This is a genomic window from Streptomyces sp. NPDC001480, assembly GCF_042894725.1.
Lineage (GTDB): Bacteria > Actinomycetota > Actinomycetes > Streptomycetales > Streptomycetaceae > Streptomyces.
On sequence record NZ_JBIAVX010000015.1, the window covers coordinates 11,797 to 29,958 of the forward strand.

An 18,162-nucleotide genomic window follows, 5' to 3' on the forward strand; every position below is an offset into this window, starting at 1 on the left:
AACGTAGGTGACCGCCCCTGCACGAGGTCCGCTGGACCGCCAACAGACTTGGAAAGCGGGTGTCCAGGTTCGAATCCTGCCGGGGACACAGAGAGAAGGGCCGGCTCAGGAGGGGGTTCCTCCCGGGTCGGCCCTCTGGTGTTCGAGAAGGACCCTGCGGGCCCGTAGTGGCACGCCTGTGGCACGCCCTTCACCCCGACCGTGGGGTCAGGTCGTAACCCGCGTGCGCCGCCGCCTCAGGCGGGGACGCAGGCCCACCAGGATGGCGGCGATCACCGCCCACAGCGCGAGGGTGGTCAATGGCTGCACCGCCTGCGCGCCGTGGAAGTAGCTCAGGTCGGTCACGGCGCGAACGGCCGCACCCGGCGGCAGCAGAGCGGAGACGGCGTGTGCGGCGGAGGGCAGGAGGTCCGGGCCGATGGCCGCTCCGCTGGTGGAGTTGCCGACCGTGAGCAGCAAAAGGGTGGCGACGGGCACGCCGACCGGGCCGAGGTAGGTGCCCAGCAGCTTGGTGGTGAACGCGGCTGCCGCGGCAAGCAGGGTCAGGGCGAAGGCCAGCGGCATCACCGGCGCAGGCACCGCCCCGAGGATGGGGCCGGCGATGACGGTGGCGACGATGCCGATGGCCACAGAGGCGCCGGACAGCAGCCAGAACCGGTGGTGCAGGTGCAGATGGTTCGCGAGACCCAGAACGTTCTGGGCGAGGACGAAGCCGGCCAGTGTGACGCCGAACGCCATGTAGAACCCGGCCAGTCCACGCGAGTCAAAACGAGCGAACGGGACGACATCCACTGTGGTCAGGCGCTGGCCCGACCCATGGGCATAGGCGCCGATCAGGCTCTTGACGGCCGTCGTGGTCGACTGCCCGTTGGCTCCGCCGACCTCCAGGCGCAACCGGTCGGAGGCCGCGCGGCCACTGAGCGCGGCCACGACGTCGCGGCGCTCAACCTCAGCGCGCCCCGTGGCGGCGTCGGCGACAGGATGGACATCGACGCTGTCACCAAGGACCTGGCTCATCTCGCCCGAAAGCTCCTGGCCGGCGACAGCCACCGGCACCCGGTGCGGCTGGGGGTTGCGCTGCAGACCGACGTAGCAGCCGATGAAGGCCGCCACGACGACCAGGGCGATCACGGTCGGCTGGAGCCAGAGCCGGACCGGTGGCGCAGTTGCCGAGGAGGAGGTGGCGGTGACGGTGGTCGGGTCGGCTCCGGCGGCCGGGCCGAGGCGAGTGGCCATGAAGTGTCTCCCAGAAAGGGGGGGCGCCCTGGGACGTGGGGAGAGGGCACCCAAAATAGATGATGCAAATAATCTACACAGCACCGTACGATAGATGCCGTCCAGCATCCAAAAGGGAGGTGCCCTATGGGTCGCGTCTCACAGGCGCAGGCACAGGCGAACCGCCAGCGGGTCGTGGAACGGGCCTCGCAGCTGTTCCGCGAGCAGGGCACGGGCGTGAGCGTCGCGGATCTGATGAAGGCGGCCGGCCTGACGCACGGCGGCTTCTACAAGCAGTTCGCCTCCAAGGAGGCCCTGATCGACGAGGCGGTCACCCACGCGTTCGGCGAACTGGCCGAGTTCCACGCCACCACACTCGAAGAGCACGAGGGTCACCGTGTCGAGGCCCAGCAGTCCCTGATCGACGGATACCTGTCCGTCCGGCACCGGGACAACCCCGCCTCGGGCTGCCCCGTCGCCGCGCTCGCCACCGACATGGCCCGGGACAGTGGCGACCACGGAGCGCACCGTGCCTACGCCGAAGGGGTACAGGACTTCACCCAGTGGCTCGCCACCGACGACGAGGACGGCATCGCCCGGCTGTGCACCATGCTCGGCGCCCTTCTCCTGGCCCGCGCCACCAAGAACTCCCCGCTGTCCGGGCAGGTGCTCTCCGCCGCCCGCGCCGCGCTGTCACCCGCCCCGCAAAACCACGTGTCTGACATCCACTGCTGACATCAACGACGTCGGACGGGGGCGTACACCGGCGGCTGCGTCCGGGCGTCGCATCAGTCGTCGGCAGAAGCTGGACTGCGCTCGGATCGAACTCCTAAAGCGGGTGTCGCAGGTTCGAATCCTGCCGGGGGCACCAGCGCAAAGGTCCCGGACCGATCATGGTCCGGGGCCTTTGACGGCAGTACTGAACTTGATCGGGTGATGTCGGGGCGTTCGGCTGAGCGTTGAGTCCCAAAGCGCAATTCCGTCGCCGCGCTGCTACCAACCCAGGAAGACCGGGCCGGATATGTCAGAAGAAATGCAGGATTTCTGTCAGAGAGGTGATGGAAGGCACGTCCGAGATGGCAGTGTCGCGGCAAAGCGCACGTCCTGCATAGCCGAGTCGGATAGCCGCAGCGACCAGGTCTGGATCGTCATCAACGAACAGGCACTGCGCAGGAGCGAGGCCCAGCGCGGCGCTCGCGTGGTGGTACATGCGCGGGTCCGGCCGTAGGTAGAGGGACGGTCGGTCGGCGCCGCCCCGCCCTTGATGAAGAGCCTGCGCAGCCTGCCGTAAAGCTGTCGAGCCCGGCCCCGTGGTAGCTCTACCCTTCCCGCATGGCGCATGGAAAGACCTCGTACGTTTGCCTGCCCTGCCGGGCCTCGTACAAGCAGCCCTACCCCGGCTACCACGACCACGACCGGGTCTGTCCACGCTGCGCCGAAGCACTGATCCACGTCGGCTCCGCCTTCGCGACACCCAAGAGGCGGGACACCGCCGCCTGGCGCACCCTCTCCGTGCTGCTGCACGCCGGTGTCCGCTTCCACAAGAGCTGCTGCGGCGGCCCCGGCTACCGCCCACGCACCCTCAGCGAGGTGCGCGAGCGGATGGCCTACGCCCGGGCCACCGGAGAACCGTTCGCTCAGGCACTGGTCCGCCGTAACCTTCCCTAGAGCGCATGACCGCACATGGGGCAGATGCCACGTAGGCCGCCGTGCGGGCTGCGGGCCAGGCAGCCGGTTCTTCGAAGCCTCCGCGCGATCCGCATGCACGGTTTGAAGCGGCGGGAACTGCAAGCGGAGCGATAGCCACCGCGCCAGTCCACGACCCCTGCCCAGGTCCCGAAGCCAACCTCGCCGAAGGGGAAGTTCGCCCGGGCGGAAATTTTCTGCTTCTCCGGGTGGGACGTAGCCCTGCGGCCACAGCGTCTTCTGAGTGTGGACGACGAACAGGATCTCGGATGAAGCGCCGGTACGAAGAGGAATTCATGGCGTTCGCCGCTGCGCGATCCGCACCTCTGTTCCGCTCTGCGTGTGTGCTCACCAGTGGTGATGTGCACCTCGCGGAGGACCTGGTGCAGGACACGCTGGGCCGGATGTATGCCAACTGGCGCAAGATCGCGCAGGTGGACGATCCGGCGGCCTACACCCACACCGTCCTCGTACGTACCTACCTGTCCTACCGCCGCCGGCGCAGCAGCTCTGAGCAGCCCACCGGCACCCTGCCGGACTCCGGTGCTGCCACCGAACACGACGCCACGCTGCGCCTCACATTGCTCGACGCTCTCGGCCGGCTCTCCGCCCGGGACCGGGCCGTGCTGCTCCTGCGCTACTGGGAGGACCGCAGCGTCGAGCAGACCGCCGCGATCCTTCAGGTCCGGCCGGGCGCGGTACGCAACCAGAGCATGCGCGCGCTCGCCCGGATCCGGAACCTGCTGGGCCACGACCTGTCCGAGCTCGTCAGTCCCTGACCCCTGTGCCGCGGCACCTGTCTCGCCCTCTGCACCGACCCCGAAACGCGGTGACACCCCATGCCCATCGAAGAAGACTTCACCGAAGCCCTCCGCACCACCCTCCTGACCTTCGAGCCGCCCAACACCCCGTCACTTGTGCGGGCCGGTGTCCGCAAGGGCCGACGCAGGCGCCGGCGCCGCGCCACGGCCGTCGGCGTGAGCGGAGCAGCCGTACTCGCGCTCGTCGGGCTCGGTGCGGCGGTCGTTCCCGGGCTGCTCTCCGACGGCCGGACAGCCGACCACGCACTCACCGGCCCGGCTTCCTCAGCCACGACCGGCTCGGCCACGGCATCCGCCACCCCGAAGCCGACCTTCACCGGCGCATTGCCCGCCGACCGCGCCCTCGCCACTCTGACCGCACTGCTGCCGACCGGCCTGACCCATTCGAACCCTCCCGGCGGCCGGAAGTCCGGGCAGCTGTGGGTGGACGACGGCCACGGCAAGTCGCTGCTCGAAGTGCACGTCTCCAGGCAGACCTCCACCACCGCGATCCGTAACCACGTCTTCGCCGGCGTCACACCCCTGGCCGACGGCACCCTGATCAAGTCCCGGCAGGCACCACCCGGCACGGACCCCGGGCACGAGGCGGTGAACGTACTGCGTCCTGACGGGCTCTACATCACCCTCATGGAGTGGCAGGCACCGAGCCAGAACGCCCCCTCGACCCGCACCACGCCGATCCTGACACCGGCCCGACTACGGGCCATCGCAACCAGCTCACAGTGGCGGTGACGCCCGCAGTATTCGTTCGGCACGACATAGTGGTCCGCGACCTTGATGGTCCCCAGTAGTTGGTACGCCTTGCTCACCTGGAGAGCACCGATGCCGACCTCGATGAGCTCGCCTCGCCGACCGCGCACCGCAGGCGGGTGGAACGTGCAGCCGCATTACCGTCTCGTCCCGCTCGCGGGTGTGATCGGCGAGCTGCTTACGGTCGAGTTTCGCTCCGCCGGTCTTGAAAACCCCCAGGTCAGCGGCAGGAAGCGGTTGCTCTCGTGTGGATCTGTGCCGACGGCCACAGCGGACGGGCTGAACGTGGGCTCATACTGAGCCATGACAAAGCCTGCTGCGCAGAAGCGTCACTTGCCTACCAGCCCCTTCAAGGCCCCGGTCACACCCGCTCCCAAGCACTTTGCCGTGGGCGACCAGGTCACGCATGACATGTACGGCCTCGGACGGGTTATCGGCATCGAGGACGGGATCGCGGTACTCGTGGATTTCGGCTCGGAGCCGATGCGAATCCTGAGCCCGTACGCGAAGATGACCAAGCTGTAGGACCACTGCGGCCGGTCACGGCTTACCAGGCCCCTTCGGGGCCCAGCACCGAAAGCGAGACCTCTCATCGATTCGACGTCGCTGTTCTCCGCCCTGGAAGAACAACCCCGCTGCTCCACTTCGGCATCGCCGCCTCCGGCGACCAACCCGTTCCAGGCCCCTGCCTTCGGGAACGACGAGGCCTTGCCGCTCGAGGGCTCGCAGGAGCCCGCCTCGGGCATACGTGCGGCGCGGCCCAAGGCGGCTTAGCTCCACGGACAGGTTTCCGTCTCGTTCACGGCCCCCCGCCGCTCTGACCATGATTGGCCCATGCCCGAGTTCAGTTGGCCGGACCGCGCTCTGTTGCCGGCCTCGGATGTCATGGACCAGAGCTGGCCGACAACAGTCGCCGCGCTGCCCCTTGGATCTCACGTCAGCGGACGGGTCATCGGGCGGCAACCCTTCGGTGTCTTCCTTCTCCTCGAGGGCGCGCCGAACGCGGTCGGCCTTGCCGAGATCACTGCCATGCCGCACGGAATGGAACTGCCTGCCTTGGGTGCGACCGTCTCGGGTGAGGTGATCTGGCACGTGGAGCACAACCGTCAGGTGAAGGTCCGCCTTGATCAATAGCGCGTCGGCGTGTCGGCGCGTCCTACTCGTCGGGCTCGTCCGGCTCGTCCGGCTCCCAGGACTGGCCGACGCGACGCGGGGGCGAGATCGCCCGCGCACGTCGGAATGTGTTGGCCACCCTGGAGCGGTTCTTCGCGGCTGAGGCCGCTTATCCGGCGGCCGGTGGTCCGGGTCGTGCGCTGTTCGATGACATGGCGGACTGCCTGACCCCCGATGCGGTCCTGCACCAGGCGGAGAGTCTGCCTTACGGGGGTGTCTACCGGGGGCCTGCCGGGGTCGAGCGGTTCATGGGCGAGATGAGCCGCTGCTGGAGCTCCCTGGAGTTCCTGGAGCAGCGGTTCGTCGTCGATGCGGACAGCGCGGTCGTGTCCAATCACGGAGTGCTCGTCGCGCGTGGCAGCGGGAGGCGGCTGGAGACCTCGGTCATGCAGCTGATCACCGTTCGCGGTGACCGGATCTCGGAGTTCCGGCCGTTCTACCGGGACACCCTGGCCGTTGCCCGCGCCCTCGGATCAGCCCGCGCCGAGTGAGTGTGCCGGCCCGGGACGGCTCCTCCGCGCGGGCCGGGCCATCCCGCCCGTTGGGTCCCGGCCGTACTGGGTCTATCGTCGGAATCAACGGGGCCAGGACGAGGAGGACGGCCGGTGATGCCGCAGGACGAGGCCGTGATCGGCTGCACGGGGAAAATACTCATCGGAACGCGCGGTTCCACAGGCCCCGGCGAAGTCCTGGTCCGGGTCAGAGGCGGCTCCGAAACGTTCCTCGCCTGGTCGGAGAAGCCCCTGCCCGTGGGCGCCACGGTGCTCGTGATCGAATCACGGGGATGCCGCGAGGTCGGCGTCATCGAGTGGGTGGATCCATTGGACGCGCTCGGCGACAGTGCCGAGGCCGGCTGAGGAGTAACAGGAATGTTCGGATACCGCGTACCCGCTCCCGACGAGGCGATGTTGATCTCGGGGGGCAGGCGGGGACTGGGGGGCGCGCCGTTCCGAGTGGTCACGGGGCACGGGAAGTTCGTGCTGCCGGTCTTCCGGAAGGTCCGATTCCTCACCCTGTCCATGTGTGAGTCCGAGGTCACCGAGACCTGTGTGACCCGGCAGGGCATCGCGCTGCACGTCCGCGCGGTCATCGCCTTCAAGGTCGGCAACGACCACGAGAGCATCATCAACGCGGGCCAGCGGTTCCTCTCCGACCAGGAGCAGATGTCGGTGCTCACCGGCCGGATCTTCGCCGGTCACCTGCGGGCCATCATCGGCTCGATGACGGTCGAGGAGATCGTCACCGAGCGGCAGAAGCTCGCCGCGGAGGTTCTGGACACCTCGAAGACGGAGATGGCGAAGATCGGCCTGATCGTCGACTCGCTCCAGATCCAGTCGATCGACGACGGCGACACCGGTTACATCGACGCGATGTCCGCGCCGCACAAGGCGGCCATCCAGCGGCAGGCGCAGATCGCCCAGGCGCAGGCCACCCAGGCCGCGGTCGAGGCGGAGCAGGCGGCGGCCCGCAAGCAGGCCGAGTACGGCCGGCAGACCGCCATTGTCAAGGCCGAGTACTCGGCCGAGGTGGACCGCGCCCAGGCGCAGGCCGCGCAGGCCGGACCGCTGGCGCAGGCGCACGCCCAGCAGGAGGTGCTCGCCGCCCAGACGGAGCTGGCCCAGCGCCAGGCCAAGCTGCGCCAGCAGCAGCTGGTGGCCGAGGTCGTGAAGCCCGCCGAGGCCGAGGCCGAGCGGGTCCGGATCCTCGCGGCCGCCGAGGCGCAGCGGATGAAGATCCAGGCGGAGGCGGCTGCCTCGTACGACCGGGTCGCGCTCGACCGGATGCTGATCGACCAGCTCCCGCAGATCGTCAAGGAGGCCGCCGGCGGGCTGGCCGGCGCCAACGTCAACGTCCTCAACGGCGCGGACGGCCTCGGCGAGATCGCCGCCGGCCTGGTGTCCCAGGGCCTGACGATCCTCGACTCGGTCCGGCAGAACCTGAGCGGCCAGGACTCCGACGGCAACCGCCCCGACAGCAACCGGCCCGTCGGCAACCGCTCCGGGGAGGGCGGGGGCAGCGGTCTGCTCCAGCTGCCCACCGGCAAGGGGAGGAAGTCGAACGACGGTCCGGTGGACGTCGACTAGGAGCGGCGAAGCGGCCCTCCGGCCGCGTCCGGTCGTTCACCTGGTCGTTCAGCCAGTCGTTCAGCCGGTCGTTCCCCCGGTAGTCGGTAGTTCACCCGCCCGTGCGCCGACCCGTCCGCCCTTCCTTCCTTCCATCCATCCATCCGCCCGTCCGTCCGCGGGGCTGTGCCCCCGCCCGGCCGTACCGCGTGGACGCCTGCCGGCCAACCGGCAGGCGCCGGTGCCGAATTCGGGCTGTGTGATGATGCACGGACGATGACCGGCCCTGGGGAGGGACCGGGCGCACGGGAGGGACGAAGCATCGTGGGCAAGGGCGGGGATCCGATACCGGACGAGGAGTGGGAGCGCTTTCTGAGGGAGGCCGAGGCCGGGTCTCAGGGGGCGCCCGAGGAGCCGTCGGCGCGGGCTCGGATGGTGGCGCGACGGCTGGCGGAGGAGTCCGGCCGGCCGGAGGGGTGGCGGGCTCACCAGCCGGCCCCGCGGCGCCGGGGCAAGGGCTGGTACGCGGTCGGGCTGGTGGTCGCGGTCGGCCTGCTGGTCGTGGCACTGGCCCCGGGACGGGTGGCCGGCTGGTTCGGGGGCGGTGGCGGCGACGGTGAGGGTGCGCCGCTCGCCGTGGAGTCGAAACGTCCGGACAGTGCGCCGCCGACCGAACCGGCCGGCCAACAGCCCACGCTGAAGCAGCCGTTCAAGGGTTCACCCGCGGCGCGGTGGGGTGACGGGACGGCGGGGATCGGTGTGCCCGCGGCCCGCGCGACCGGCTGGATGAGCAAGGCGCAGGTCGCGCAGGCGCTCGACCGGACCCGGGACTTCCTTGCCGAGTCCAGTCTGGATCCCGGGGTGCTGGGCGGGGAGCGGCCGCGGAAGGCCATCGCGTTGATCAATCCGCATCAGCGGGACGTCCAGGACTACCTCGCGACCGCGTTCCGCTCGCCCAGCCGCAAGGACGATCCGCTGCTGCTGTTCAGCCGGTTCCAGAAGGCGAAGGTGCGGCTCGTCGGGAACGTGGTCAAGACCCGGGGCCGGGTCACGTACCGGGAGGGCAAGCGCGGTGCGGTCGAGGTGACCACCGATGTCACCTACGTCTATCCGGTCGTGCGCGCCGCGGCGGGCAGTGACGAGGTCGTGCGGACCATCGTGCGCCGCGAGGTCGTGATGAGCTGGGACGACCCGGCGAAGGTGATCACCGAACCGGGGACGTTCTCGCTGGTCTCCTACAAGGTGGACACCACCAACGGCGGCTGCGACACCCTCACGGGCTACCTCACCCCCGCATTCGGCGCCGATCGCGCGACCAAGAGTCCGGGCGACGGCCCCGAGGTGGACCCGTACGACCGCAGCAAGTCCATGGACGCGCGGATGCGGGAGGCCGGCGACGCGGGCTGCGGGACCGCCTCCCGGTCGTGAGCGAGCGACAGGGGCCGCGCGCACGCCCGCGAACTGGGTCAGCGAACTCGGTCAGTTAACTGTAAAGAACCTTGACAGTCTATTGGTCTAGTCCAAAGATGGGCGCGCCCTGCTTGCACTTCGACTTGGGAGCGTCAATGAGACGACCTGGTTCTCTCCGTGCACTGCTGTCCTGTGCGACCGCCACCGTCCTGTCCGCCGGGCTCGTCGCCCTCGGGGGCGGTGGTGCGGTCGCCGCACAGGGCGCGCCCTCGCACCACGCCGAACCCAAGCCCAAGCCCATGCCCGCGCACGTCGCGGCGCCGTACGTCGAGACGTGGACCGGGGAGAGCCCGGCCGCGCTCGCCGCCGCGTCGGGGAACGAGTACCTCACGATGGCGTTCCTGCAGACGGACACCCCGGGCTCGTGCACGGCCTACTGGAACGGCGCGACCGCACAGCCGGTCTCCCGGGCGAGCTTCGGCGACGACATCGCCGCGATCCAGGCGCGCGGCGGCAACGTCATCCCGTCCTTCGGCGGCTACAGCGCCGACACGACCGGCACCGAACTGGCCGACAGCTGCACCAGCGTGGACTCCGTCGCCAAGGTGTACGAGAGTCTCGTCACGACGTACGGCGTCACCCGGATCGACCTCGACGTCGAGGCCGACTCCATCGGCAACTCCCCCGGGATCGACCGCCGTAACAAGGCCATCGCCGAGGTGCAGCGCTGGGCCCGGCACACCGGCCACCACGTGCAGTTCTCCTACACCCTGCCGACGACGAACACCGGGCTCGCGCCCAGCGGTGTGGCGCTGCTGCGGAACGCGGTCGGCAACGGCGCGCGCGTGGACGTCGTGAACATCATGACGTTCGACTACTGGGACGGCGCCACCCACGACATGGCCGCCGACACCGAGACGGCCGCCGCCGGGCTGCACGACCAACTGGCCACGCTCTACCCGAAGAAGAGCTCCGCGAAGCTGTGGAGCATGATCGGTGTCACCGAGATGCCCGGCATCGACGACTACGGTCCCCAGGAGACCTTCACCACGCAGGACGCCGTCACGGTGAAGAAGTGGGCGACCGCCAAGGGCATCAACACCCTCTCCTTCTGGGCACTCCAGCGCGACAACGGCGGCTGCGTGGGCACCGCCGGTGCCAACTCCTGCTCGGGCATCGCCCAGGACACCTGGTACTTCAGCCACGCCTTCGAACCGTTCACCCGACCGTTCCCCCGTGGCGGCGGCGCCGGTGCCGGCCGGTGACGCCCAGGGGATCCTCGCAGGAGCGTCACACAGACTGCACACAGTCTTTCGAATGACTCGTTAGCGTGCTGGCCATCCGATCCCACGTGTGAACGTGATCCGCTCGCGGCCAGCTCGCTGGGACGACAGCACGTCAAACCAGGAAGACCGCGAACAGATGGACTACTGCTCCTCGTGCCGTCGGCATCTGAACGGCGCCCTGATGTGTCCTGGGTGCGGTGCCTACGCTCCGGACCTCGCCGCCGACATCGCCGCCCTCACCGCCGACGCCCGCCCCGCCACGGTCCGTACCGCCGAGGCGGTGACGGGGACCGCGGCGTGGGAGGCCGCGGGCTGGGAGGCCGTGGCCGAGGTGCCGGAGACCGCCCCTCCGACCGGCCCGTCGGCCGGCCCGCAGACCAGCCCGCAGACCAGCCCGCAGACCGGCCTTCAGGACGTGCCGCCCGCGCCGCAGGGGCGGGCGGCACGGCGTCGCCAGATGGCCCGCTGGAAGAAGAACCAGCGCCGGGCCGTGGTCGCGACCGCCGTCGCACTCGTCGGAGGCGGCCTGACCGTCTCCGTGATGGACCGGCACTCCACCGACCGGGCGCAGGCCGCCACGGCGCCGGACGCGCCGAGCATGCCGGCCACACCCGCCGCGGACGAACCGGCGACGCGGGACACCCGTCCGACGGTGGCCCGGCCCGACGCCCACCGGTCCTCACCCACCCGTTCCTCCGCCCAGTCGTCCGCGACCGGGCTGCCGCAGGGGGCGTCCACCCCTGCCCCGCTCCGTGCCACCCTGCCGAGCGCCGATTCCGCGCCCCGTACGACCGGCACGACTTCGCCCACTCGTACGGCGGCGACACCCGCCCCGCAGCAGCACGCCGACCCTCCGTCCTCCGGCGGAGCGGCCGCCGGGAACACCGGTACCTCGGCACAGCACACCTCCACGCCCGCCACCGGTGACGGCTCGGCGCCTGGAGCACCCCAGGCGACCCCCGCCCCGGCGGCAACGCCCGCGTCGCCCGAACTCTGCCTGCTCGTGGTGTGCCTCGGCTGACGATGCGGTGATGCGGTGATGCGGTGATGCGGTGATCCTGCCCGGATCTCGTCACCGCCGCGTCACAGGTCGTCCGCCGGAAGAACCCCCGTGCCCTCCCGGTCTGTCTGCCAGGACAGGTGCCGGCGAGGGCCGGTACCCCGTGCGGTCCGAAATCGGGGGACGACATGCAGTACAGCAAGGGCATCCGCAGAACCGTGCTGGCGATGGTCGCGGCCTCGGCCGCCGTGATGGTGGCCGGGTGCCAGTCCGGCGGGGGCGGCGCGAAGGCGGCCGAGTCACCGTCCGGCGGGGCCGGCGCGTCGAGTGCGTCGGCCGCTCCTTCCGGTGCCCTTTCCAGCGCTCCGTCCAGTGCTCCTTCCGGTTCGGGGGGCTCCGCCGCCCCGGTCGTTCCGGCGGCGAGCGTCTCTTCCGGGTCCGGGTCCGGGTCCGGATCAGGGTCCGGATCGGGGTCCGGATCGGGGTCCGGCTCGTCCGGCGGAGCCGTGAAGGCCTGTACGGCGGCCGGTGTCGAGGCGGCCGCGTACCAGGCCGCCGATCGCCCGGCCGGCACGGGGACCGGAGCGGCGATCGTCGAGTTCACCAACGTCTCGAGTCACCCGTGCGTCCTCAAGGGGTATCCGTCGGTCGCGGGGGCCGGCAACGGCTCCCCCGAGCACAATTCGCCGCTGTCCGTGACGGCCACGGGATCGGCGTCGCCGGTGCAGGTGTCCCCGGGCGGCAAGGCCTGGGTGAAGCTCACCTTCGTACAGGTCCAGGGCGAGGCCGACGGCTACTGCGAGTCCGGCGCGGACCCCGTGGCGTACCCCACGCTGGTGGTCGGCCTGCCGGGCTCGGGATCACACCAAGTCGCCCTGGACGACGGGCAGTTCGCCGAGTGCGACAACAAGGTGACGGTCACCGCGGTGTCGGCGGCCAAGCCGTCCTGACACCGGCACCGAAACCAGCACCGAAACCGGCACCGATACCGCCACCGACGGGGTGCACGGTCACCGGCCCCTTCCGCGGCGCTTCCGGTTCGGCCGGTGCGGTCGCCGGAGGGGGTCCAGTGCGCCGACGGCCGCGCGCGGGTGGTCCGGGTCCTTCGGGGCCGGGCCGCCCGTGCCGGAGGCACTCGATGACGGTGTCCTGGGCGGCTTCGGCCACGGCGGAGACGGCGGCCTCGATGCTGGTCTCCGAGCCGGGGCACAGGGGCTGACCATGGGAGGCGCCGTCCGCGAGGCGGAGAGCAGCGGGGATCCGTCGGCCGCCCGCTTCTTTACGTATTCCTGACGCCTTCCGGTGCATCCAACGGCCCCCGGCCGGTGTCCTCATCCGTGTCTCGAACGGTCGAGTCAGCAGAGGGAATGGAGTGCCATGGAAGGCACCGTCGTCGCAGTCGTGGCCGTGGCCGTGCTGGCCCTGTTGGTACTGCGCAGTGGGATGCGGGTGGTCAACCAGGTCGAACGCGGGGTCGTGTTCCGCTGGGGCAAGGCGCTGCCGACGCACCGGCAGCCGGGCATCACCTTCCTGATCCCGTTCGCCGACCGGATGCGGAAGGTGAACGTGCAGGTGGTGACCATGCCGGTGCCCACGCAGGAGGGCATCACCAAGGACAACGTGTCGGTGAAGGTCGACGCCGTCGTCTACTTCCGGGTCACGGACCCGCTGCGGGCCGCCATCGAGGTGCAGGACTACGTCTTCGCCGTCGGGCAGGTCGCCCAGTCCTCCCTGCGGTCCATCATCGGCAAGAGCGACCTGGACGACCTGCTCTCGGACCGGGAGCGGCTGCACGAGGGCCTCGCGCTGATGATCGACAGCCCGGCCGCCCAGTGGGGCATCCACATCGACCGCGTCGAGATCAAGGACGTACAGCTGCCGGAGTCGCTGAAGCGGTCCATGTCCCGGCAGGCCGAGGCGGAGCGGGAGCGGCGGGCGCGGGTCATCACCGCGGACGGTGAGTTCCAGGCCGCGCAGCAGCTGGCCAACGCCTCCCGGATCATGTCCGACACCCCGGAGGCCATGCAGCTGCGCCTGCTCCAGACCGTCGTGGAGGTGGCCGCCGAGAAGAACTCGACGCTGGTGATGCCCTTCCCGGTGGAGCTGCTGCGCTACTTCGACAAGGCCGCTCAGCAGTTCGCGGCCCCGGCCACCCCGCCGGCCGCGGCGGGCCCGGCGACCTCGGCGGCAACCCCGTCGGCAACTCCGGCTACGCCGGCTGAAGCCGCTCCCGCTCCCCGCGCCGAGCAGCCGTAGTCAGCGTCAACGTCACCCCGGTCGAGGCGAGGGCCGTGACCGTCATCGCCGTGGCGGGCGAGGTGAGTTGTGCCACCGAGCCCGCCAGCGAGGCGCTCACGCCCTGCATCGTCAGCATGCCCGCCGAGTGCAGCCCCAGGGCGTGCCCGCTGAGCTCTTCCGGGGTCAGGGCCATCAGGTGCTCCTGCTGCACGAGGCTCGCCCCGAAGCCGACGGAGGCGACGGCGGCCAGGGCGGCGGCGAGCGGCAGGGGCGGGTGGCCGAAGAAGACGAGGTACGGCGCCGCCAGCAGCAACAGCAGCGGTACGGCCAGCCGCGCCCGCACGCCGGGCGGCAGCAGCCGGCCCACGGTCACGTCCCCCACCAGCATCCCCAGCGCGGCGCAGGCGAAGAGCGTGCCGGCGGTGTCGGGGTCGTAGGAGACGAAGAGGGACTCGCAGCCCACCACCAGGCCGTTGGGGATCCACAGGCCCAGGTAGACCAGCCGGCGCCGACGGGACGACCACAGCAGGGCGTTGGTGCGCCAGGTCACGGCGACGGAGGGGCGGCCGGCGGCCCGGGGCGGGCGCCGGGTCAGGCCGAGGCGGGCTCCGAGGGCCGCCGCCAGGTACAGGCCCGCCGAGGTCAGCAGCGTCACGCGTGGGGACAGCGCGGCCACGAGGACGCCGCCCGTCGCGTATCCGGTGATCTGGGCGATGCCGCTCATCATGTTGAACACCGACCGGCCCAGCAGGTAGCCGTCCTTGGTGAGGATCTCGTTCAGCAGGCCCCAGCGCACCCCTCCGCCGAGCGAGGCGACCAGGCCCTGGGCGAGCAGGACGGCGAAGACCGCCGTGACGGGCAGCCCGGGCAGCGCCAGGAGCACCGCGCAGGCCGCGAAGGCCAGCGGGATGCCCGTCATCGCCGCCCGCGGCGGCAGCCGGTCGGCGCCCGACAGGAAGAGGGTCGCGCCCAGCACCTGCGCCAGGGAGGGACCGAACATGCTGACGGCGGACAGCAGCGGCGAACCCGTCGTCCGTAACACCAGCGTGCCGAGCGCCAGACCGCCCACCGTCTGGGCGGCGGTGTTCGCGGCGGAGGACACGAAGAGCGGGGTGAACTCGGGCGTGCGGAAGAGGAGTCGATAGCTGCGCGGAGTCGTACCGAGGGCCGGACTGGCCGGACTGGCCGGACTGGCCGAACTGGTCGAACTGGTCGAACTGCTCGAACTGCTCGAACTGGAAGTCATGCGGGGAGTCTGGGGAGGCGTGCCGCCGGGCGTTATTGTTTCGCGCCCACGCGAAACCTCGCGACACCCCGCGAAACCTCCGGAGGTGCCCATGGGCTGGTGGCAGCTCAATGCCGACACGCTGGCCCGCAGCCGGTTCCTGCTCTCGCCGTACGTGGAGACCTTCGCGTGCCTGGAACTGCTGCACGCGGGCGTGGCCGCGCACCCCGGGGAGCGGGACTGGCTGCGCGCCCACCTGCCCGCGTACCGGGCGCGGCTGGCGGCCGACCCGGTCACCGCGCTGCTGATCCGGGCGGGCCTCGGCCGGAGCTGGATCGCCGACTTCCTCACGCCGACGCCCCGGGACGGGGAGGGCTTCGCGCAGGCCGTCGCCCGGGTCCGTGCCGCCGACCCGGCGCAGGCGCGCGCCCACCTGAGGACTTCCCTGGCCGGGCCGCTCCCGGACGCCCTGGACCGGGACGACCTGCCCGAGCGGGCGGCCACGCTGCTGGCGTACGTGTGGACCGAGGCCGTACGGCCGTACTGGGACCGGCGCCGGCGGATCCTGGAGGCGGACGTGGTCGCGCGGACCGCGCAGGTGAGCCGGGGCGGCTGGGCGGCGGTGCTGGACTCGCTGCGGCCGGGGCGGACGCGATGGCTCGGGGACAGCCGGCTCCAGGTGAACCTGCACGAGTACCCGCCGCGCGAGATCTCCGGTGCCGAGCTGCTGTTCGTGCCGGTGACGCCACAGCGGCACAACTGGGTGTCGTGGGAGGAGGGCACCCGGTACGCGATCGTCTACCCGTGCGCCGGCGCGCTCGCCGACGGCGGCGGCCGGTCGGTGCCCCGCAGTCTCGGCGCGCTGCTCGGCGCGGCCCGGGCCGAGGTGCTGGTGCTGCTCGACTCCCCGCTGTCGACCACCCAGTTGACCGCGGTCACCGGGCAGGGGCTCGGGTCGGTGGGGCGCCATCTGAAGGTGCTGCGGGAGGCGGGTCTGGTGGAGCGCCGACGGGCGGGGAGGTCGGTGCTGTACGCGCGGACGGCGGCGGGGCAGGTCCTGCTGGAGGCGGGCGGGGAGCGGGGCCTCGGGGGAACCGGTCACCGGCCGGACACTTACCGGAGCTAGCATCCGCTTATGACTACTACTGACCACAACGGCTCCGTACTGGACACCGAGATCGGCGCCCTCAGGGGCGGCTCCGCGGACCTCTCCCAGTACGCGGGCAAGGCCGTGCTCATCGTGAACGTGGCCTCCAAGTGCGGGCTGACCCCGCAGTACACCGGGCTGGAGCGCCTCCACGAGCGCTACGCCGAGCAGGGCTTCACCGTGCTCGGGGTGCCGTGCAACCAGTTCCTCGGGCAGGAGCCCGGCAGCGCCGAGGAGATCGCCGAGTTCTGCTCCGCGACGTACGGCGTGACCTTCCCGCTGACCGAGAAGGTCGAGGTGAACGGCGAGGGCCGGCACCCGCTCTACGACCGCCTGGCCGGCTTCGCCGACGCCGAGGGGCACACCGGGGACATCCGCTGGAACTTCGAGAAGTTCCTCATCGGTCGGGACGGCCAGGTCGTCGCCCGCTTCTCCCCGCAGACCGAGCCCGAGGCGGCCGAGGTCGTGGCGGCGGTCGAGGCGCAGCTGGCCTAGGGAATGCCCCAGGGAGCGGCCTGGGGCAAAGGAGAGCCCTCTCGGCAAGGACGGCGGGCTGGTCGAGAGGGCTCTGGGTGCTGCTTGTGGAGTTGTGTTCGTCGGGAGTCGGGCGGGCGTGGGTCAGGGAGGCCCCCTACGCCTTGACCGAGGCCACGAAGGCGTTCCACGCGTCGGCGGGGAAGGCCAGGGTGGGTCCCTCGGTGACCTTGGAGTCGCGTACGGCGAGTTCCGCGGTCGCGGGCGACTTGACCTCGACGCACGCCCCGTTCCCGGCGGAATAGGAGGACTTCGTCCACGTCTCGGTGGCGCCCTGAAGCAGTGCCATGTCCACTCCTGTTGCGAGTTGCTCTGTAGTGCGATTCACGCCAACCATGTCGAGCGGTTGGCGTGATCGACGCTACTCGGCAACATCCCCTCCTGGAGCACTCGTTCACTCGACCGGGTGGCATATTCCAATAGGGGCTTACGTTGGAGCGTGGCACGGATGTATCATCCGCCGCCCTTCATGCCGAAAGGCTCAGCGGGCGTACTCTTTGGCCACGTCCGAGATGAGCTGGCGGGATTGGTCCACATTCAGGGACTGTGCCCGCAGATGTTCGTACATCACGGCGTACTTCTGCACGTCCTGCGCCTTCTCCAGATACAGGTCGCTGGTGACGCCCTCCAGGTACACCACGCTGGAGTCGGCCGCGTCGGCGAACTCCAGGATCGCGTACTGGCCGTTGAGCCCGGGGTGCGCGCCCACCTCGAACGGCAGCACCTGCACGGTGACGTGCGGCAGCTGGGACATCTCGATGAGGTACTCCAACTGCTCCCGCATCACGAGCCTGCTGCCCACCACCCGGCGCAGCGCGGCCTCGTCGAGCACCACCCACAGCCGGAGCGGGTTGTTCTCGGCGGTGATACGTTCCTGTCGCCGCAGCCGCACCTGAACGCGCTTGTCGATGTCGGCCGTCGAGGTCTCCGGCAACGCCCCCTGCACGAGCGCCTCCGCGTACGCCCGGGTCTGCAACAGGCCGGTGACGAGCTGGGGCTCGTACACCCGCAGCGACTCGGCGTCCGTCTCCAGGCCGATGTAGACGCTGTACGGGATGTCGCCGAACGCGTGCCACCAGCCCTGCTGCCGGGAGTCACGGGCCATCTCCATCAGGGAGTCGACGATCCTCTGGTCCTCGACCTCGTACACCCCGCACAGGTCACGGACGTCGCGCTGGCTGATGCTGCGCCGGCCGTTCTCCAGACGGCTGATCTTCGACTGCGACACCAGCAGTCTTTCCGCCACTTCTTCGGCCGTCATGCCCTTGAGCTCGCGCAGCCTGCGGAGCTCCTGGCCCAGCCGGCGCCGCCTGACGGTGGGATTGACATTGGACGCCACGGGACGTGCACCTCCGGCTGACTGCCTGTACCTACCACTTTGCGTATCTGCTGTTGAGCAGACTGCCACCAAGAAGCTTCCTACCGCTGGGAAACGGTGGATATGCGGCGCGTACGCGTCAGTTCGGGCGCAAGAACGCAAAGAGCAGCGACAAGCGGTCGAGCGGGGGGGGGGGGGCGGGGGGGGGGCGGCCCCCCCCCCCCCCACCCCCCCCCCCACCCCCGCCGGGGGGGGGGGGGGGGGGGGGGGGGGGGGGGGGGGGTTGGGGGGGGGAG

The 18,162-nt window shown here is 70.7% G+C and carries 21 protein-coding genes; 16 read left to right on the forward strand and 5 right to left on the reverse strand.

The genetic code is table 11. From position 1 onward, the window contains the following. Positions 1–207: 207 nt before the first annotated feature. Entirely contained in the window at positions 208–1,131 is a 924-nt protein-coding gene (locus ACFY01_RS32590) for a hypothetical protein (protein WP_390739351.1), read from the reverse strand. 231 nt (positions 1,132–1,362) lie between these two features. On the opposite strand from ACFY01_RS32590, the gene ACFY01_RS32595 reads away from it, so the two are divergent. Continuing rightward, positions 1,363–1,950 carry a TetR/AcrR family transcriptional regulator gene (locus ACFY01_RS32595; RefSeq protein WP_390739352.1) on the forward strand — a complete coding sequence of 196 codons (588 nt, stop codon included), beginning with the start codon at positions 1,363–1,365 and terminating at the stop codon, positions 1,948–1,950. Between the two features lie 289 nt (positions 1,951–2,239). Here ACFY01_RS32595 and ACFY01_RS32600 read toward each other — a convergent pair whose 3' ends face one another. Further along, entirely contained in the window at positions 2,240–2,659 is a 420-nt protein-coding gene (locus ACFY01_RS32600; RefSeq protein WP_390739353.1) for an HAD-IA family hydrolase, read from the reverse strand. Here ACFY01_RS32600 and ACFY01_RS32605 point away from each other — a divergent pair. The 13 genes from ACFY01_RS32605 to ACFY01_RS32665 all read left to right on the forward strand — a co-directional run bounded on the left by ACFY01_RS32605 (position 2,548) and on the right by ACFY01_RS32665 (position 13,660). Beyond that, the gene (locus ACFY01_RS32605; RefSeq protein ID WP_390739354.1) at positions 2,548–2,883 is read left to right on the forward strand and encodes a deoxyxylulose-5-phosphate synthase; all 336 of its coding nucleotides are present in this window, start codon (positions 2,548–2,550) and stop codon (positions 2,881–2,883) included. The two genes, ACFY01_RS32600 and ACFY01_RS32605, sit on opposite strands and share 112 nt — an antisense overlap. 287 nt (positions 2,884–3,170) lie before the next feature. Beyond that, entirely contained in the window at positions 3,171–3,680 is a 510-nt protein-coding gene (locus ACFY01_RS32610; RefSeq protein ID WP_390739355.1) for a SigE family RNA polymerase sigma factor, read from the forward strand. Between the two features lie 60 nt (positions 3,681–3,740). After that, the gene (locus tag ACFY01_RS32615) at positions 3,741–4,454 is read left to right on the forward strand and encodes a hypothetical protein (RefSeq protein ID WP_390739356.1); all 714 of its coding nucleotides are present in this window, start codon (positions 3,741–3,743) and stop codon (positions 4,452–4,454) included. 321 nt (positions 4,455–4,775) lie between these two features. Next, positions 4,776–4,997 (forward strand): hypothetical protein, encoded by a 222-nt coding sequence (locus ACFY01_RS32620; RefSeq protein ID WP_390739357.1) that lies wholly within the window; start codon positions 4,776–4,778, stop codon positions 4,995–4,997. A 309-nt stretch (positions 4,998–5,306) separates the two neighbouring features. Further along, positions 5,307–5,606, forward strand: a complete 300-nt coding sequence (locus ACFY01_RS32625) for a hypothetical protein (RefSeq protein WP_390739358.1) — start codon at positions 5,307–5,309, stop codon at positions 5,604–5,606. A 107-nt stretch (positions 5,607–5,713) separates the two neighbouring features. After that, on the forward strand, positions 5,714–6,136 hold the full coding sequence (locus ACFY01_RS32630; protein ID WP_390739359.1) for a nuclear transport factor 2 family protein: 423 nt from the start codon (positions 5,714–5,716) through the stop codon (positions 6,134–6,136). Positions 6,137–6,253: 117 nt separating this feature from the next. Beyond that, a complete protein-coding gene (locus tag ACFY01_RS32635) occupies positions 6,254–6,502 on the forward strand; it encodes a hypothetical protein (protein WP_390739360.1) in 249 nt (82 codons plus the stop codon). 12 nt (positions 6,503–6,514) lie between these two features. Continuing rightward, the gene (locus ACFY01_RS32640) at positions 6,515–7,729 is read left to right on the forward strand and encodes an SPFH domain-containing protein (RefSeq protein ID WP_390739361.1); all 1,215 of its coding nucleotides are present in this window, start codon (positions 6,515–6,517) and stop codon (positions 7,727–7,729) included. A gap of 303 nt (positions 7,730–8,032) precedes the next feature. Continuing rightward, positions 8,033–9,136 (forward strand): hypothetical protein, encoded by a 1,104-nt coding sequence (locus ACFY01_RS32645; protein ID WP_390739362.1) that lies wholly within the window; start codon positions 8,033–8,035, stop codon positions 9,134–9,136. 137 nt (positions 9,137–9,273) lie between these two features. Continuing rightward, on the forward strand, positions 9,274–10,383 hold the full coding sequence (locus tag ACFY01_RS32650) for a chitinase (protein WP_390739363.1): 1,110 nt from the start codon (positions 9,274–9,276) through the stop codon (positions 10,381–10,383). A 157-nt stretch (positions 10,384–10,540) separates the two neighbouring features. Then, a complete protein-coding gene (locus ACFY01_RS32655) occupies positions 10,541–11,425 on the forward strand; it encodes a hypothetical protein (RefSeq protein ID WP_390739364.1) in 885 nt (294 codons plus the stop codon). Between the two features lie 485 nt (positions 11,426–11,910). After that, positions 11,911–12,354, forward strand: a complete 444-nt coding sequence (locus ACFY01_RS32660) for a DUF4232 domain-containing protein (RefSeq protein WP_390739365.1) — start codon at positions 11,911–11,913, stop codon at positions 12,352–12,354. A 427-nt stretch (positions 12,355–12,781) separates the two neighbouring features. Then, on the forward strand, positions 12,782–13,660 hold the full coding sequence (locus ACFY01_RS32665) for a slipin family protein (RefSeq protein WP_390739366.1): 879 nt from the start codon (positions 12,782–12,784) through the stop codon (positions 13,658–13,660). On the opposite strand, the gene ACFY01_RS32670 is transcribed toward ACFY01_RS32665, so the two are convergent. Continuing rightward, positions 13,614–14,888, reverse strand: coding sequence for an MFS transporter (locus ACFY01_RS32670; RefSeq protein WP_390739367.1), 1,275 nt, complete (start codon positions 14,886–14,888; stop codon positions 13,614–13,616). The two genes, ACFY01_RS32665 and ACFY01_RS32670, sit on opposite strands and share 47 nt — an antisense overlap. A gap of 91 nt (positions 14,889–14,979) precedes the next feature. On the opposite strand from ACFY01_RS32670, the gene ACFY01_RS32675 reads away from it, so the two are divergent. After that, a complete protein-coding gene (locus ACFY01_RS32675) occupies positions 14,980–15,993 on the forward strand; it encodes an ArsR/SmtB family transcription factor (RefSeq protein WP_390739368.1) in 1,014 nt (337 codons plus the stop codon). A 9-nt stretch (positions 15,994–16,002) separates the two neighbouring features. Next, positions 16,003–16,509 carry a glutathione peroxidase gene (locus ACFY01_RS32680; protein WP_390739369.1) on the forward strand — a complete coding sequence of 169 codons (507 nt, stop codon included), beginning with the start codon at positions 16,003–16,005 and terminating at the stop codon, positions 16,507–16,509. Positions 16,510–16,645: 136 nt separating this feature from the next. On the opposite strand, the gene ACFY01_RS32685 is transcribed toward ACFY01_RS32680, so the two are convergent. Together ACFY01_RS32685 and ACFY01_RS32690 are read right to left on the reverse strand one after the other, a co-directional pair. Beyond that, a complete protein-coding gene (locus ACFY01_RS32685) occupies positions 16,646–16,837 on the reverse strand; it encodes a DUF397 domain-containing protein (RefSeq protein ID WP_361443038.1) in 192 nt (63 codons plus the stop codon). 192 nt (positions 16,838–17,029) lie between these two features. Next, positions 17,030–17,887 (reverse strand): helix-turn-helix domain-containing protein, encoded by an 858-nt coding sequence (locus tag ACFY01_RS32690; RefSeq protein WP_390739370.1) that lies wholly within the window; start codon positions 17,885–17,887, stop codon positions 17,030–17,032. Positions 17,888–18,162 lie beyond the last annotated feature (275 nt).